Below are 15,961 nucleotides of genomic sequence, written 5' to 3'. Positions count from 1 at the left end.
GCACGATCGACGATCTCACGAGTTACATCGACCAGCGCGGCTAGAATCCGACGGTGGCTCAGCTGCCCTCCGTCGTCCTGAAAGATCCGTCCTCCGCACTGTCCGCTACCTTCGTCCCGTCCGCGGGCATGGTGTGCACCTTGCTGTCGGACGGTGGCGTGGAGCTGCTCGGCCAGCTTCCCTTTATGCCCAGCTAGATGCGGAGCCGATGACGGGAATCGAACCCGCGTATTCAGCTTGGGAACTTGATGAGCGACGCAAGCGCTTCAACTGGCATCGTAGAAACGATTGCAGGGTATCTGGGCGCAACGACGGACGGACTAGGTCACCGTCTCTACATGATGGATGACCGCGAGGATGCGGAGCTTGCTGCAGCCGTGTTCCGCGAGCGAAACGCCCTCGATGCACGCTTAGGGCGACTCTTGGATCGACCGTAACCACCGGGCATATCGGAGAGTGGATCGCTGCTCGGATCTTCGACATCGAGCTAGAGAACGCAGCGAACGTGGCAGATTACGACGGCCGCGTCAGGACCGGCGCCGCCCTTACCGGTCGCATTGTCAACGTGAAGGCCTTTACGAAACATGAGGGGATGCTCGACGTCAACCTGAGGGCGCCGCTGGACTACTGCCGGGTCTTCGCCGGTCGAAAAGCCGCGGCGATGTCCTCTCGGGGCACCAGAACGGTTCTTCGCCGTAATCGTCGTGCGTGGGTCCGAGTGTGCTCGGCTTTACTTCGAAGAAGCTACGCAACGGCCTCGGGGGTCGCCTGATCAATACATTTCCGCAGCTCAGCGCGCTCGCGAGAGCAAACCGATTCCTTCGCTCGCGGACGCAATCCTCTACAGATCACGATCAGATCTCGGAAAGATTGCTGTTTGTGTGCTGTGTACTCGTAAAGTGCTCTCGTGGGCAGGCATCAATTGGCCAAGACTCGGCGTAAACCGCCGGTGCTGCTGGCTGGGGTGGTCGCCTCGTTCGCCGTTCTCACCGCCGCGGGTGGCAGCGCCGAACCGCCAGCCGCCAAGGTGGAGGCGAAGCCGGTCGTGGAGACCGTTTCGCCCTGCTGTCTAGAGGTCGTCGCAGCGTCGGACGCCGGCTACTCGTCGGGCCCGGCCAGTGCGGCATTGTTCGCTTCTGCCGCACCCGCGCAGATGGCGGCGGCGGCGGTACCGGCTGCGGCATCGCGGTGGCGGGTCATCGACATGCACCGCGTCCTGCCGGCGGGCATCGCCCCCGAGCGGGGCCTGCAGGTGAAGACGATCTTCCTCTCGCGCAGCATCAGCGTGGTCTTTCCCGAGATTCACAGCATCGGCGGCGTTCGACCCGATGCGTTGAGATGGCATCCCGACGGCTTGGCGCTGGACGTGATGATCCCCAACCCCAGCTCGCCCGAGAGCATCGCGCTCGGTAACCGCATCGTCGCGTACGCGCTGGAGAATGCCGCCCGATTCGGGTTGCAGGACGCAATCTGGCGTGGCGTCTACTACACGCCGAGTGGCCCGCAGAGCACGGGAGCCGCCCACTTCGACCACGTCCATCTCACGACGTTCGGCGGGGGATACCCCCGCGGCGGCGAGATCTACTACCGCTGAGCCAGTTCGACCGCGGTCAGCGTTTCTTGCGGATGGCGTCCTCGGTGGCCGACGTGTGGTCCGACTTGGTGCGCTTGTCGGCACGCTTCTCTTTCAGCGACTTTCCGGATTTCTTGGTCATGGCCGATCTGGGGGACTTGTCAGACATCGCTGCCCTTTGAATTGGGGGCCTGGGTGGTCCCGATCTCCTGACCATACGCCCGCGGCGCGCTTGCCGACGCCGACCATTTCGAGAATCGTTCTGCGCCAGAATATTCGAAATGCGCGGGACGGCTGTGGCCCGTGCGCGCGCCCGCGGGCATAGGCTGGCAGTCGTCTCGCTGCGGTTCGCCGCACTACACGGCTGGCAGGTACGAGCATGGCGGAGGTCACCGCGGAAGAAGCTGACGTCGCGGATCTACGGGCCGGAATCGACGACCTGGCGGGTCTGCTCGCAGGCAGCCTGGGCTTGCCCGAATTGCTCGCGCAGGTGGCGGCCTTCACCTGCCGAGCGATACCCGGTGCAGACGGTGCCGCAGTGACGTTGCTGCGGGTGGATGCGACGGATACCGCGGTGGCGGCGCTGGCGGCGAGCGCCCCGTTCGTCGCCGCGATCGACGACATCCAGTACGTCACCCTCGACGAAGGTCCGTGCATCACCGCCGTGCGCGATCGACGTGCGGTGCGATCGGGCTCGCTGGGCGGGGAGAAGATGTGGCCGAGATTCGGCCCGCGCGTCGGCAGGATGGGCGTACACAGCGCGCTTGCGTTGCCGCTGTTGCTGCCCGATCGCGTGGTCGGGGCCATCAGTGTGTACGCCCACGCCAAGGACGTCTTCGACCAGCACGCCGAGGAACTGGGTGAGCTGTTCGCCAGACCGGCGGCCGCTGCCGTCCACAACGCGCAGGTTCTCAGCGAGGCGCTGACGCTGAACTTCCAGTTGCGGAAGGCGCTGACGTCGCGCCCGGTGATCGATCAAGCCATCGGCATCATCCGCGGACGCACGGGTCGTAGCGCCGAGGACGCCTTCCTCCAGTTGCAGGCGATGAGCCAGGGTGAACACCGCAAGCTGGCCGACGTCGCAGCGCTCGTCGTCGACGAGGCGGTGCGTCGTGCTCAGGCTCGCAACAGGACGTCCTGAAAGCGCTCCGCAGCCCGTCTAGCAGTGCGAATGGTCGGCATCGGCCAGCCTTCGGCGGTCGCGGGGTGGTACCGTCAGGGGTGTTGTAAACCCAACCAGTCCGGGATTGAGGCAGCTGTCCGCCGCTGTTCTCTGCGAGCAGCCGCTCACGCCGGGCACTTCGGTGACATCCGCCAGTCGGGAACACCTTGAACGCTCCACCCCGTTTTCCGTCGTTCGTTGGCCACGTTGCGCAGTCACGGCTTTCGCCTCCGAGCATCGGCATGCTCACGAGCTTTCCGCCGACGCCGTGCGGGCTTGCGACGTTCAGCGCGGGATTGGCCGATGGATTGTCCGCCAAGGGTTCCGACGTGGGTGTCGTCCGGATCGCCGACGGTGCGGAGTCGTCGAGTGCGGCCGTGGTGGGAGAGCTGGTCAGCGGTTCGGCGGCGTCGGTCGCGGCATGCTCGGAACTCCTGAATCAGCGTGACGTCGCCGTCATTCAGCACGGGTACGACGTGTATGGCGGTGCCGAGGGCGCCGACGTCCTTGACGTCATCGACGGGCTGCGCGTCCCGCTCGTCGTCGTCGCCCACACGATCCTGAAAAGTCCGACGGCACGCCAACGTTCGGTGATGGAGCGCATCGCCGCCAAGGCCGACCGGATCGTCGTCATGTCCGAGGCCGCCAACGAACGCCTGCACACCGATTACGCCGTCGATCGCCACAAGGTCGTCACGATCGGCCGTGGCGCGACGCTGCCCACCGTCGCTCCCTTGAAGCGGGCCGGCAGGCCGACGCTGTTGACCTGGGGCTTGATGGGGCCCGGCAAGGGCGTAGAACGGGTCATCGACGCGATGAGCTCGCTCAAGGAACTGCGCGGTCAGCCGCGCTACCTCGTCGCCGGCGCGACGCATCCGAACGTGCTGGCCACCGAGGGTGAGGCCTACCGCGAAGCGTGCATCGAGCATGCCCGCAGTACCGGCGTCGCGACCGCGGTGAGCTTCGACTCCATCTATCGCAGCACCGCATCTCTGTCTGCGTTGATCCAGACGTCGGCGGCGGTCGTGCTGCCCTACGACTCCACCGACCAGGCCAACTCCGGAGTATTGGTCGACGCGTTGGCGGCAGGCCGTCCCGTTGTCGCCACCGCCTTCCCGCACGCCGTCGAGCTCCTCGGCAGCGGCGCAGGGGTTGTCGTCAGTCACGACGATCCGGATGCCCTGGCATTCGCGTTGCGCCGCATGCTGACCGATCCACGGATGACGGGCGACATGGCCGCGGAGGCAAGGCGATTGGCACCGACGCTGGGCTGGCCCGTCGCCGCCACCGCGTACATGGCGCTTGCGCAGCGGCTTCTCGTCGAACGGGCGGCGCTGGTATGACCGCCGGACCGCTGCCCGTCTTCGATCACGTGTTGCACCTGTCCGACCGGCGCGGCACGTTCGAGCACGCCCTTCTCGGCGAGCCCGAGCGCAGTGGCGGCTACTGCACCGACGACATGGCCCGCCTTCTGGTGGTCGCCACCCGTCAGCCCGATCCGGGTGGTGCGGTGAACGGCCTGGCGGGTCTGGCGGTGCGATTCCTCAACGACGCACAGTCGTACGCGGGCACCTGCCGCAACCGCATGGACGGCAAGGGCAATTGGTTGGACCAGCCGACCCTGGAGGACTGGTGGGGACGCTGCCTGTGGGCCTTGGGCACCGCCGCTGCGCACAGCAGCGTGGGCCTGGTCCGCCGAGTCGCCGTCATCCAGTTCGAGCGTGCCGCGAAGGTGCGGTCACCTTTCCCGCGCGCGATGGCGTACGCGGCGTTGGGTGCCGCGGAGATCCTCTCCGTCGAGCCCGACCATGCCATTGCACGCGCCCTGTTGACCGCGTACGCGGACAGTGTGCCCGAGCCCAGTGATGACGCCGAATGGCCTTGGTCGGAGGCACAACTCAGCGATGCGAATGCAGTCGTGGCCGAAGCGATGATCGCCGCGGGCACCGCCCTCGAACGCCCGGAGCTGTGCCGGCAGGGCCTCGACCTCCTGGGGTGGCTGCTCGACTACGAGATCGCGGGTGAGCGCGACGCGTTCGATCGCCAGCCGGTCGAGGTGGCCGCGCTGTCGGATGCCTGCGCCCGTGCTGCCACGGTCGACGCCAGTCCGACGTGGCCGGACGGCGTCCGGGCGGCCGTCGCGTGGTTCGAAGGTGCCAACGCCGGGGGCCAACCGATGTGGGATCCGGCGACCGGCGCCGGCTTCGACGGTCTGCACGCCGAGGGGATCGACCGCAATCAGGGTGCGGCATCGACCCTGGCGGTGCTTTCCACGCTGCAGAATGCTCAGCGCTTCTCGACCGTTCCGGAATGACGACCGACGTCTTCAGACGTGAGGTGGCCTCAGGTCTCGACGTCGACATCACCGCGCCGACGACGTTGGAGTTCCAGATCGCGGTCGCTCCACATCGGAACGCCGAGGTGTGGGAGGCCCTGACGTTCGTCTTGGATGGGAAGGCGTTGCAGGCCAAGGAGATCAGCGGGGACCACGGCAACCGGATTCACGAGCTCGAGGTGACCGGCGGCAACCTGCAGGTGACCTACTCGGCGACGATCATCGGCCGGACCGACCCTGCGCCGGTGACCGACTACGACGTGTCTCGATACCTCCGGCCAAGCCGCTATGCCGAGGCTGACAAGTTCTACGGCTTCGCCGCCACGGAATTCGGCAACTACGTCGACTCGGCCACCCTGCTGGAGAAGGTGTCGGCGTGGGTCGGCGGCAGGCTGAACTACGTGCCCGGGTCCAGTGATCCGATCGACGGAGCGGTGGACACGCTGCTCGCCGGTGCCGGGGTATGTCGTGACTTCGCGCATCTGGCCGTGGCGTTACTTCGCGCGGTCAACGTGCCCGCACGCATGGTGGCGGTCTACGCGCCGGGGCTGTATCCGATGGACTTCCACGCGGTCGCCGAGGCGTTCGTCGACGGGCAGTGGCGGGTGGTCGACGGGACACTGCTCGCACCGCGGCAGAGTTTGGTGCGCATCGCCACCGGGCGTGACGCTGCCGACACCGCCTTCCTGGTCAACCACAAGGGCGCCATCACCTTGAACTCGATGTACGTGACGGCGATCGTCGACGGTGAGCTGCCCTGCGACTCGATCGACCAATTGGTTTCCATCCGGTGACGGTCGTCAGTCTTGGTTGTTGAGCCGGCCCTTCAGTTGCGCGCGCATGGCGGCGGTGTCTCTGGTGTCCGCCGACTCGCTGGACCTGCTCCGGTTCCGAAACGCCGCGATCCCGCTGTCGACCTGTGTCGCTTGAGTTTTCGCGGTGAGCTCGGCTGCCATCTCGTCACGGTGCTGAACGACCAGGGCGTCTTCGGCGATCTCGTCGAGGATGCTCGCGCCGCCGAGCAGGTGCCGTTCGGCGCGGAACTTGCGCTTGAAGCCCGCCACCACACCGGCGATTGCGAGCGCCACCAGAATGGCGACGACGATCAGCACGATCGAATTGGTAGTCACGACGGGCGCCTCAGATCATTTGTAGACCTCAATTAGACGCAGTTTTCGACCGGGTGTCAATTTCGTTGATACGTGGGCGAAAACAGACCGCTGATCGGCTACGCGTACGGTCGAACTTCTGGAGTCGGCATCCGGCTTCGGGTTTGCCATGCCTCGGGAGGGCTAGTGAGTGAACTCAGTCTCGGCATCATCGCCGTGACTCACAAGGAGAACGAGCGCCGCCTCCCGGTCCACCCGGAGCAGTTCGACCGCATCGATTCCGACGTTCTGGCCCGCATCTACCTCGAGCACGGATACGGCGAGCACTTCGGAATCTCGGACGAGGAACTCGCGGTGTCGGTGGCGGGGTTGCGCAACCGCGAGCAGTTGATCGCCGAGTGCGACGTCATCCTTCTCGCCAAGCCGGACGCGGATGATTTGGCCGAACTACGCGACGGCCAGGTGCTTTGGGGCTGGCCGCACTGTGTGCAGGACGCGGAACTGACGCAGCAGGCGATCGACCGCCGGCTGACGCTGATCGCCTTCGAGGCCATGAACCTCTGGCGCAAGGATGGCTCCTTCAAACTGCACGTGTTCCACAAGAACAACGAGATGGCGGGCTACTGCTCGGTCTTTCACGCCTTGGAGATCATCGGGTCGACGGGAACCTACGGGCGGCGGCTCCGTGCGGCGGTGATCGGCTTCGGGGCGACCGCGCGTGGCGCCGTGACGGCGTTGAATGCGGTCGGGGTGCACGACATCGACATCCTGACCAATCGCAGCGTGACCGAAGTGGCGTCGCCGATTCACTCCGCGGAGATCGTGCAGTTCGAAACTGACGGGAAGGGCGAGAGCCCTGCGTCGAGCTACGCCCTCACCGAAGACGGCAGAGCGCCGCTGGCGGACTTCCTGGCCGAGCACGACGTCGTCGTCAACTGCGTGCTGCAGGACCCCAAGGCGCCGTTGATCTTCCTGGACGAAGGCGACCTGGCGGCCTTCCGGTCTGGGAGCCTGCTCATCGACGTATCATGCGACACGGCAATGGGTTTCAGTTGGGCGCGGCCCACGACGTTTGACGACCCGGCGTTCACCGTGGACAACAACATCACCTACTACGCGGTCGACCACAGCCCGTCCTACCTGTGGAATGCCGCGACGTGGGAGATCAGCGAGGCGTTGATCCCCTACCTGCCAACGATTCTGGGCGGACCCCGGGAATGGGACGACGACGAGACGGTGCGTCGGGCGATCGAGATTCGTGACGGGAGAATCGAGAACCCCGACATCCTGGCGTTCCAGGAACGTGCGGCGGAGTACCCGTACGTCCGTACCGATCCCCGTTGATCTGCATAGGCGTAGCGTGAGGGGTATCGAGCAGCTCGGTTCCGAGCGAACATGCTTGACTGCAAAGGACATCACGATGGCTTCGCCCACGAAGATCCGTTCCCCCTATGAGAATCGTCTAGAGCTCGTCAAGACGACCATCACCTCCCACTCCAAACTCGACGACAAGGCCGCGGGCAAGGTCGCCGTCGAGGTCTTGGCGGCGCTGGCCGCCATTCCCGAGAGGGTGCGCTGACCGCGGTCGGCGCCTCGTGACTGTCACCGTGACGCTTCCCGACGGGGGAAGCGACGAATACCTGAGGTCCGGCGACGCCTACGTCAAGAACGGCGACGGCACGCTGGACGTCGTTCGCGTCGGCGCCAAGGAGTCCCACTTCTACGCCACCGGGGCGTGGAACGGCGTCGACGGCGACGAGAAGAGGACGGCGAAACGCCGCCTCTTCGGCTGATCAGTGCCGGTCGGATGAAGACGTCGCCCGTGGTGGTGGGGTAGCTTCGATCGACACAGCCACGCGGGGTTGGCCGTTGCCGAGGAGTTCACGGTGGATGCGACGCCATTTGGGCACTATCAGCTGCAGGAGCTGCTGGGCCGTGGCGGCATGGGCGAGGTCTACCGCGCTTATGACACCAAGACCGACCGCGTCGTCGCCCTGAAGGTGCTACCTCCCCATTTGGCCCAGGACACCGTCTTCCAGCAGCGGTTTCGCCGAGAGTCGCAGGCCGCGGCCAGCCTGAGTGATCCGCACGTGGTGCCGATCCACGGCTACGGCGAGATCGACGGCCGGTTGTACCTCGACATGCGGCTGATCGAGGGCAAGACCCTCGGTGACATCCTCGCCGACCGTGAGCGGCCCATCGGCCAGGAGCTCGCCGTGAAGGTGGTCGAGCAGGTCGGGACGGCGCTGGATGCCGCGCACCAGGCGGGCTTGATCCACCGCGACGTCAAACCGTCGAACATCCTGATCACCGAGCGAGAGTTCGTCTATCTGATCGACTTCGGGCTGGCGCGCACCGCGGGTGAGAAGGGCATGACGACGGCGGGCAGCACGCTGGGCACGCTCGCCTACATGGCGCCGGAGCGCTTCGACGGCGGGCAGAGCGATCCGCGGTCCGACGTCTACGCGCTGACGTGTGTGCTGTACGAGGGGTTGACGGGTTCGCGGCCGTATCCCGCGGACAGTCTCGAACAGCAGATCGCCGGGCACATGGTGTCGGCGCCCCCGCGGCCGTCGGCGTTCGATCCGACGCTGGCGGCGTTCGACGACGTCATCGCCAAGGGCCTGGCCAAGAAGCCCGGGCAGCGGTATCAAACCGGTGCCGACCTCGCGGCCGCCGCACGCCGCGCGCTGAATGCGCCGGTGCGTAGCGCGGGCCGGTCCGGTCGGCATTCGGCGCGACGCGTGGCGACGGGTCGACGCGGCCGGCCGTCCCGTCGCGTGCTGGCGGTCACTTCGGCGGTGGTTCTGGTGGCGGCTTTGGGCACCTTCGGGACGTGGCAGCTGGTGGGCAAACCCGATACCAGCGATACCCGGCAGGCGGGCGTGGCCAGCAGCACCGTGCCACCGGACCCGTCGGTGCTGCCCGGTGCAATGGCGTCGATCGCGGCGACGGTGCCCGCGGACATCCGCGAGTCGGGCACGTTGGTCATCGGGGTCAACGTTCCCTATGCCCCCAATGAGTTCAAGGACGCCAACGGTGAAATCGTCGGCTTCGACGTCGATTTGATGAACGCGATCGCGCGGACGCTGGGGCTCAAGCCCGAATACCGCGAGACCGCCTTCGAAGCGATCATTCCGTCGGTGCGCGCGCAGGACTTCAACGTCGGTATGTCGTCGTTCACCGATACCGCCGCGCGGGAGGCCGCCGTCGACTTCGTGACCTACTTCGAGGCGGGCACCCTGTGGGCGCAGCGGCCGGGCTCGTCGGTAGATCCCAACAACGCCTGCGGATTGCGAGTCGGTGTGGCCTACAGCGCGATTCAGGAGACCGAGGAGATCCCGGCGTTGAGCGACGCCTGCGTCGCCGCGGGGCTGGCGCCGGTCAACAAGGTGGTCTACGTCCGCCAGGACGATCTGACGAAGGCGCTGATCGCCGGCGAGGTCGACGCGATGGCCGCCGACTCCCCGGTGACCGGGTTCGCCGTGAAGACCAGTGGCGGAGCGCTGGAGGAGGCGGGTGAGGTCACCGATCCGCAGCCGTACGGCTGGCCGGTGGCAAAGGGGTCCGCGCTCTCGGAGTCGTTGCGCCAGGCGCTGGAACATCTGATGAAGACCGGGGAGTACCGGACGATCGCCACCATGTGGGGCGTCGAGAAGGGCCTCATCGACAAGTCGGAGATCAACGCGGCGAGTCGGTAGGGCGAGTCACACCAGCACGGGTAGCGCGGTGAGTCCGCGCAGGATGATCCCGCCGCGCCAGTTCAGCTGATCGGACGCGACGCCCAGGCGAAGTGCGGGGGCGCGCCGCAGCAGGGTCTCGATGGCGACCTGACCCTCGAGCCTGGCCAGCGGGGCGCCCAGGCAGTAGTGCACGCCCTGGCCGAATGACAGGTGTCGGTTGGGGTTGCGACCGACGTCGAGGGTGTCGGGGTCCTCGAAGTAGGCCGGGTCCCGGTTGGCGGAGGCCAGGACCGCCAGTACCAGGGAGCCGCGTGGAATCGTGGTTCCGGCGATCGAGATGTCCTCGCGGGCATAGCGTTCGGTGGCTGTCTCGGCGGGGACGGTGAAGCGCAGTAGTTCCTCGACCCCCTTGCCCGTCAGCGTCGGGTCATCGCGAAGGCGGCCGAGTTGATCGGGATTCTGCAGCAGCGCAAGGGTTCCCGTGGCGATGAGGTTGCGGGTGGTCTCGTGGCCTGCGGTGAGCAGCAGCACGCACATGGCCAGGATCTCGTCAGCGGTCAGCCGGTCGCCCCCTTCGCGGGCAGCGGCCGTGGCGGAGATCAGGTCGTCGGCCGGTCGTGCGGTGCGTTCGGCGATCAGTGCGCGGAGGTAGCGCAGGAACATCAGGATCGAGGGTACGGCCGTCAGCGGGTTGCGCCGTTCGGGTGAGGAGATCAGCGTGGTCGACCATTTCGAGAACTTCGGGTTGTCCTTCTCCGGAACGCCGAGGATCCGGCCGATGAGCACAAGCGGGATCGGCAGGGCGTAGTCGGCGATCACGTCCATGCCGCCCCGGCGCAGGGCGGCGTCGAGCAGCTCGTCGGCCAGGACCTGGGCTTGCTCGCGCATCTGCTCGATGCGCCGGGCGGTGAATGCGTGGCGCACCAGGGCGCGCAGCCGCGCGTGATCATTGCCGTCGGTGCTGAGCAGGCCGGTTTGCAATACGGACAGCATCTTGGGCAGCGTGCGGACCTTCTTCAGTTGCTCCGGCGTCATCGCCTCGCGCGGGTTCTTCACCAGCCGTTCGTCTCTCAGCACGCCGACAACGTCGTCGTAGCGAGTGACCAACCACGCCCGACCCATCCGCGGGACCGTCACCGGGAACACCGGCGCCTCGTCGCGCAGGCGCGCGTAGAACGGAAACGGGTTGGCCTTGAACGAGGGTGCGGTGACGTCGACGGCCGCCAGGTCGTCCGCGGGGCTGGAGGTGCTCACGGGTCTCCGAACGCGCCGTCGAACTCGGCGAACGCCGCGGAGACGTGCTTGGCCGCCGACTTCGTCCCGTTCCGAGCGTTCCACCGGTCCAGTCCGACGCGCACCGCGGTGATGCAGGATCCGGCCATCACTTCAGCCCGCAACCGCGTCTGCGGCTTGCCTCCCAGACGCGTGGCGGTCGCATCGGTCAAGCGGCCGAGGAACGTCGCGAAGTAGCCCATCTGGCGGGCTGCAAGGTCGGGGTGGTGGGCATGCAGTTGCATGTAGCGCGAGAGGTTCTGGCCGTCGGCCCGTTCGGCCCGCTGCACGTCGGCGACGAACATCCGGGTCAAGTCCGCCCATGCGCCGCCGTCGCCGGTCGTGGCCGCGAACCCCGACAGCTCTTCGTCGGAGAGGAGGAACAGCTCCAGTAGGGCGGCGTCCTCCTTGGTGTCGAAGTAGTTGAAGAAGGTGCGTGTCGACACGCCGGCTCGCCGCGCGATCTCCTCGATCGGGACTGCATCCAGGCCACGTTCGAGTGCCAATTCCAATGTGGCGGTGCGCAGTGCCTGCCGGGTCGCGCGCTTGTTGCGCTCTCTGCCATCCACGTGTTCGTGGCTCGTCACCACGCCATACTTGCACATTCTGCAAGTTGCATCAAGTGCAAGTAGTAATGTTCGGGGGTTGTGCTCCGCGTCGACAACGGGGGCCGAGTGCGTGGCGTCGCGCACGGCTTCCGTCCCGGGCACGCCGGAACTGTCGAAGGCGAGCACCCCCAGCGCGGCCACCACGCTGATCACGCCCAGCAGGACGGACGTGATGGCCGCGAGGAGCAAGGCGGAGCCCCGCCTCCGCGACAGGGGCGGCACGGACGGCACGGGCCGGACGACGGTCTCCTCGTCCGACCACGCAGGATCGCCGATGGCCACCGTCGGCGTCGACGGCATGGCTGCGGTGACGGCGTTCGACGCCAACGCCAGGTTGGGCATCGTGCTGGTGTTCATGAGTGGCTCCCGTGCCGTCCTCGCTGCCCCGAGCGGGCCGCGCTTATGGGTAGGAGGAACGTGCCGCCGGAATTACGACAACTTCTTCGGGAAAAAGTGCGGTAATGGCCCGCCCTCGACGCTCCTACCGACGAGAGCCGCCCATCCCGGGTGGTGACCGCACGAATGGGGAGACCATGACCGACGACGAACGGGTCCGTCCCGAGACGGTGTTCCGCGCCCGGTGGCGTGAGCGCCAAACCGCGAGCGTCCGCACGGGCGAGCTGATCACGCAGCCGGGGTGGATCGACGCGGCGCTGGTAGCACTCGGGGTGCTGGTGGCCGCGGGCGGCATCACAGGCCTGACGGTGACCGTCGAACGGACCACGACGCTCTCGGCGGTGGTGCAGAGCACGACCGTGACCGCCATCCGCGCCGGGACGGATCCGGCGCCGGGTACGGCCGCGCTGTACCGGGATTCCTCCGGGGCCACCGTGGACGCAATCGTCGTCGCGGTGAACCCGATCGAAGTCATCGCCCAGCTGGATCGCCCCCGCGCAGCGTCGGCCGGTGCACTGGTATTGCCGGCAGGGCGGCAGCCCGTGCTCGCCGTGTTGTTGCCGAGGCTCGGATGATGCGACGGCGGCGGGCGATTCCCTACATCGCGCAGGCCGAGATGGCGGACTGCGGTGCCGCCGCGCTGGCGATGGCGTTGGCGTATCACGGCAGACACGTCTCGCTGGCGGAGATGCGCGACGCGACCGGTACGGGGCGCGACGGCGTGGACGCGCTGCGGCTCGCCGAAGCCGCCACCACCTATGGATTGCGTGCCCGCGGGGTGGCCACCGAACTCGACGATCTGCGGGCGCTTGCCTGCGGTACCATCCTGCACTGGGGCGCAGCACATTTCGTGGTACTCGAGTCGACGTCGAACCGCGGTGTCACGGTCGTCGACCCGATGGCGGGCCGCTACCGCGTCGGGTGGACCGCCGTCGGCGATCTGTACAGCGGGGTCGCCATCATGCTCGACCCCGCGACATCCTTCGCGACGGGCGGGCGCAAGCCGCCGGGAGCCATCCACCACGCGCGTCGGATGCTGACCCGCTCGAGTGGCATCGCCCACGTGCTGGCCTCCTCGGTGGTGGTCCGGTTGATGGCGCTGGCGGTGCCGATCCTGACGGGCGTCGTCGTCGACCAGCTGGTCCCGTCCGATGATGGGCGGTTGTTGAAAGTCGTTGCGGCGGTGATGGTCGCACTGATCGCCTATTCGATGCTGGCGACCTTCCTGCGTGCCCATCTGCTGTTGCGGCTACGCAGCAGGCTCGACGTCGACATGACGCTGGGCTTCCTCGAGCACCTGGTGGACCTGCCGTACGCGTTCTTCCTGAAGCGCTCGTCGGGTGATCTGATGATGCGGCTGCGCAGCAACGCCGTCGTCCGCGAGATCCTGACCACCGGCACCATCGCCGCTCTGCTGGACGGTGTCCTGGCAACCGTGTACCTGATCGTGATCTTCGCCCTGTCACCCGTTCTGGGAGCGCTCGTCTCGGTGCTCGCCGTCGCGCAGATCGCCGTGCTGATGTCGGCCCGTCGGCGCAACCAGCACTTGATGGGCGAGTCGCTGGCCACCGAGGCCAAGTCGCAGTCCTACGCCTACGAGATGTTCTCGGCGGTGGAGACACTGAAGGCGGCGGGTGCGGAGCGCCGCGCCGTGTCGCACTGGACCAACCTGTTCGTCGCCGAGATGAACGTCTCGCTGCGCAGGGGCCGCCTCGCCGCCGTGGTGGACACCGCGTTCCACGGGCTGGCGCTGCTGTCGCCGATCGCCGTGCTCCTACTCGGCGCGTATCTGGTTGGAAGCGAACAGCTTTCGCTGGGTACGATGCTCGCGCTGGCGGCGTTGGCCACGGCCTTTCTTGAGCCCTTGGCGACCCTCGTCGCCACGGCCCTCGAGGTGCAGATGCTCGGCAGCTACCTGGGTCGCATCGATGACGTGCTCAGCACCCCGACCGAGACGCAGGGGCGCGAGCTTCGGCACGCACCCCCGCTGACGGGAGCGCTTCGCGCCGAGGGGCTCACCTTTCGCTACCACCCCCACGGCCCGCCTGCCGTCGATGGCGCCGACCTCGACGTGGCCCCCGGGCAGGTGCTGGCCATCGTCGGGCGCTCCGGCTCGGGCAAGTCGACGATGGGCCGACTGCTGCTCGGGCTCTATGCGCCGTCACAGGGCCGGGTGCTGCTCGACGGGATCGACCTGGCCACCCTGCACCCGCGCAGCGTCCGCTCGCAGATCGGCGTGGTCACCCAGAATCCCTACATCTTCGGGCTGTCCGTTCGCGACAACCTCGTCCTCGGCGATCCCGGCCTGACGTTGGAGCGGCTCGAGACCGCGGCCGAACTGGCAGGCATCGCCGACGACATCCACGCGATGCCGATGGGGTGGGACACTCCCCTCGTGGATGCGGGCGCATCGCTGTCGGGTGGCCAACGCCAGCGGCTCGCCCTGGCGCGGGCGCTGGCCCCGCAGCCGCGCATCCTGCTGCTCGACGAGGCCACCAGCAGCCTGGACACCGTCACCGAAGCGCAGGTGCACGCCAACATCGCCGCACTCGGGTGCACCGTCGTCGTGATCGCGCACCGGCTGGCCACCGTGATCGACGCCGACCGCATCGTCGTGATGGACCGCGGCAGGGTCGTCGAAACGGGTTGCCACGAAGAACTTCTGGCCGCCGACGGTCAGTACGCACGACTGGTTGGTGGCCAGCTGGTCACCTCGAGAGGAGAGTGAGTGCCATGGTCGGGGAACTGACGCCGAGCGGGTTCTTCGTGCTGCGCGCACCGCTGCTGCCGTTGGAGGAACTGGACCGACTGCGCACCGAACCCGGGTACTGGCAGACCCTGGCGGCGCGGCCGGACGTCCGCGAGGCGCTGCACCTGGCCTCGCCGGGGTTGATGCGACGCGTGGCCGCCGGCAGTCCGGATGACCGGGTGGTCGCCTCGGTGACCGCGTATCTGGTGCGCATGTGCACGCGCGCCACCCCCTTCGGACTCTTCGCGGGCTGTGCGACGGGAGTGGTGGGCGACGCCGACGCATTGGTGGTCGACGGTCCCGATGGCACCACCCGGCACAGTCGACCCGACACCGAAGTGCTTGCGGCACTGGTGGAGCGGCTGCTCGCGGACCCCGTGACGCGGCAGGCGATGATGGTGGAGCCCAACTCCAGCCACTACCACGCGTCGGGCGGGATTCGACTCATCGAGAGCCGACTGCGCGACGGTCGGCGCAGCCATCACCTGGTTGCCCTGCAGGACGACGCGCCGCTGCGCTGCGCGTTGGACACGGCCACCGACGGCTGCGCCGTCGAGCGGGTCGTCGAGGCCGTCGCGGCCCACGCGGGCGTCGAGCAGGCCGAGGCCCGCGAGTACGTCGATGCCCTCATCGAGGCGCACGTGCTGACGCCGGTGGCCGAGCCCGCGGTGACGGGCTCCGAGCCGTTGGCACACGTCCGGTCGGCGCTGAGCGGTCATGGTCCGGCCGCGACGACGGAGGCGTTGGACCGCGTGGCCGACGAGCTCGCCGCCCTCGACGCCGCGGGACTCGGAAACTCCCCCGACGCTTACCGATCCGTGTCCGCGACCCTGCTCGACCTCGCGGGCGGAGACGGTGGGGACGACGGCCGGCTGGTCCAGGTCGACCTGCACCGGGCCGGGACGGGCCTGACGCTGGGCCCCGCCACGGTGCGCCTGCTCGCCGAGGCGGTGAATCTGCTGCACAGGCTGACCCCCGCGGGCGAGGATCCCGCACTGACCCGCTTCAAGGCCGAGTTCGGCGCCCGCTACGAGGACCGCGAGGTTCCCCTGATGGAGGCGCTCGACGAGGAGA

General features: G+C 67.6%; 15 protein-coding genes and 1 pseudogene. 13 read left to right on the top strand and 3 right to left on the bottom strand.

What is annotated here, in order from left to right; genetic code table 11:
• Positions 1–53: 53 nt before the first annotated feature.
• The 6 genes and pseudogenes from VET27_RS16040 to VET27_RS16015 all read left to right on the top strand — a co-directional run.
• A pseudogene (locus VET27_RS16040) lies at positions 54–176 on the top strand (aldose 1-epimerase); the annotation flags it as partial.
• Between the two features lie 731 nt (positions 177–907).
• Positions 908–1,594, top strand: a complete 687-nt coding sequence (locus VET27_RS16035) for a VldE C-terminal domain-containing protein (protein ID WP_526519833.1) — start codon at positions 908–910, stop codon at positions 1,592–1,594.
• A gap of 358 nt (positions 1,595–1,952) precedes the next feature.
• Positions 1,953–2,714: an ANTAR domain-containing protein gene (locus tag VET27_RS16030; RefSeq protein WP_526519831.1), complete on the top strand. Its 762-nt coding sequence runs from the start codon at positions 1,953–1,955 to the stop codon at positions 2,712–2,714.
• 263 nt (positions 2,715–2,977) lie between these two features.
• Positions 2,978–4,078, top strand: coding sequence for a glycosyltransferase (locus VET27_RS16025; protein WP_526519829.1), 1,101 nt, complete (start codon positions 2,978–2,980; stop codon positions 4,076–4,078).
• Positions 4,075–5,049, top strand: a complete 975-nt coding sequence (locus VET27_RS16020; protein ID WP_526519827.1) for a glycosyltransferase — start codon at positions 4,075–4,077, stop codon at positions 5,047–5,049. Before VET27_RS16025 ends, VET27_RS16020 begins: the two co-directional genes overlap by 4 nt.
• Positions 5,046–5,864: a transglutaminase-like domain-containing protein gene (locus VET27_RS16015; protein ID WP_526519825.1), complete on the top strand. Its 819-nt coding sequence runs from the start codon at positions 5,046–5,048 to the stop codon at positions 5,862–5,864. Before VET27_RS16020 ends, VET27_RS16015 begins: the two co-directional genes overlap by 4 nt.
• 6 nt (positions 5,865–5,870) lie before the next feature.
• Here the strand turns inward: VET27_RS16015 and VET27_RS16010 are convergent, their stop codons facing one another.
• Positions 5,871–6,200, bottom strand: a complete 330-nt coding sequence (locus VET27_RS16010) for a hypothetical protein (RefSeq protein ID WP_526519823.1) — start codon at positions 6,198–6,200, stop codon at positions 5,871–5,873.
• Positions 6,201–6,365: 165 nt separating this feature from the next.
• Here VET27_RS16010 and VET27_RS16005 point away from each other — a divergent pair, with 165 nt between their 5' ends.
• The 4 genes from VET27_RS16005 (at position 6,366) to stpK7 (ending at position 9,880) form a co-directional block, all read left to right on the top strand.
• A complete protein-coding gene (locus VET27_RS16005) occupies positions 6,366–7,523 on the top strand; it encodes a N(5)-(carboxyethyl)ornithine synthase (RefSeq protein ID WP_526519821.1) in 1,158 nt (385 codons plus the stop codon).
• A gap of 76 nt (positions 7,524–7,599) precedes the next feature.
• Positions 7,600–7,758 (top strand): DUF6307 family protein, encoded by a 159-nt coding sequence (locus VET27_RS16000; RefSeq protein WP_526519819.1) that lies wholly within the window; start codon positions 7,600–7,602, stop codon positions 7,756–7,758.
• Between the two features lie 16 nt (positions 7,759–7,774).
• Complete coding sequence (locus VET27_RS15995) at positions 7,775–7,972, top strand: hypothetical protein (RefSeq protein WP_526519817.1); 198 nt, start codon at positions 7,775–7,777, stop codon at positions 7,970–7,972.
• 93 nt (positions 7,973–8,065) lie between these two features.
• Positions 8,066–9,880, top strand: a complete 1,815-nt coding sequence (gene stpK7 / locus VET27_RS15990) for a serine/threonine protein kinase StpK7 (RefSeq protein ID WP_526519815.1) — start codon at positions 8,066–8,068, stop codon at positions 9,878–9,880.
• Between the two features lie 6 nt (positions 9,881–9,886).
• Here the strand turns inward: stpK7 and VET27_RS15985 are convergent, their stop codons facing one another.
• Together VET27_RS15985 and VET27_RS15980 are read right to left on the bottom strand one after the other, a co-directional pair.
• On the bottom strand, positions 9,887–11,116 hold the full coding sequence (locus VET27_RS15985) for a cytochrome P450 family protein (protein WP_526519813.1): 1,230 nt from the start codon (positions 11,114–11,116) through the stop codon (positions 9,887–9,889).
• Positions 11,113–12,099 carry a TetR family transcriptional regulator gene (locus tag VET27_RS15980; protein WP_526519811.1) on the bottom strand — a complete coding sequence of 329 codons (987 nt, stop codon included), beginning with the start codon at positions 12,097–12,099 and terminating at the stop codon, positions 11,113–11,115. Before VET27_RS15980 ends, VET27_RS15985 begins: the two co-directional genes overlap by 4 nt.
• 176 nt (positions 12,100–12,275) lie before the next feature.
• Between VET27_RS15980 and VET27_RS15975 the strand changes: the two genes are divergently transcribed.
• From VET27_RS15975 to VET27_RS15965, 3 genes are all read left to right on the top strand, one after another.
• Entirely contained in the window at positions 12,276–12,713 is a 438-nt protein-coding gene (locus VET27_RS15975; RefSeq protein WP_526519809.1) for a hypothetical protein, read from the top strand.
• Positions 12,713–14,866: a peptidase domain-containing ABC transporter gene (locus tag VET27_RS15970; RefSeq protein WP_526519807.1), complete on the top strand. Its 2,154-nt coding sequence runs from the start codon at positions 12,713–12,715 to the stop codon at positions 14,864–14,866. Before VET27_RS15975 ends, VET27_RS15970 begins: the two co-directional genes overlap by 1 nt.
• A 5-nt stretch (positions 14,867–14,871) precedes the next feature.
• The coding region (locus VET27_RS15965; RefSeq protein ID WP_526519805.1) for a lantibiotic dehydratase at positions 14,872–15,961 on the top strand (1,090 nt) is incomplete at its 3' end.

It is taken from the genome of Mycobacterium sp. (assembly GCF_035633495.1).
Taxonomy (GTDB): domain Bacteria; phylum Actinomycetota; class Actinomycetes; order Mycobacteriales; family Mycobacteriaceae; genus Mycobacterium.
This window is presented reverse-complemented; position numbering and strand designations above follow the sequence as displayed.

Coding starts and splice junctions, on each gene's coding strand:
- VET27_RS15980 (WP_526519811.1), bottom strand. CDS start 12,099: ATGAACACCAGCACGATGCCCAACCTGGCGTTGGCGTCGAACGCCGTC.
- VET27_RS16025 (WP_526519829.1), top strand. CDS start 2,978: ATGCTCACGAGCTTTCCGCCGACGCCGTGCGGGCTTGCGACGTTCAGC.
- VET27_RS16020 (WP_526519827.1), top strand. CDS start 4,075: ATGACCGCCGGACCGCTGCCCGTCTTCGATCACGTGTTGCACCTGTCC.
- VET27_RS16015 (WP_526519825.1), top strand. CDS start 5,046: ATGACGACCGACGTCTTCAGACGTGAGGTGGCCTCAGGTCTCGACGTC.
- VET27_RS15975 (WP_526519809.1), top strand. CDS start 12,276: ATGACCGACGACGAACGGGTCCGTCCCGAGACGGTGTTCCGCGCCCGG.
- VET27_RS16030 (WP_526519831.1), top strand. CDS start 1,953: ATGGCGGAGGTCACCGCGGAAGAAGCTGACGTCGCGGATCTACGGGCC.
- VET27_RS16000 (WP_526519819.1), top strand. CDS start 7,600: ATGGCTTCGCCCACGAAGATCCGTTCCCCCTATGAGAATCGTCTAGAG.
- VET27_RS15970 (WP_526519807.1), top strand. CDS start 12,713: ATGCGACGGCGGCGGGCGATTCCCTACATCGCGCAGGCCGAGATGGCG.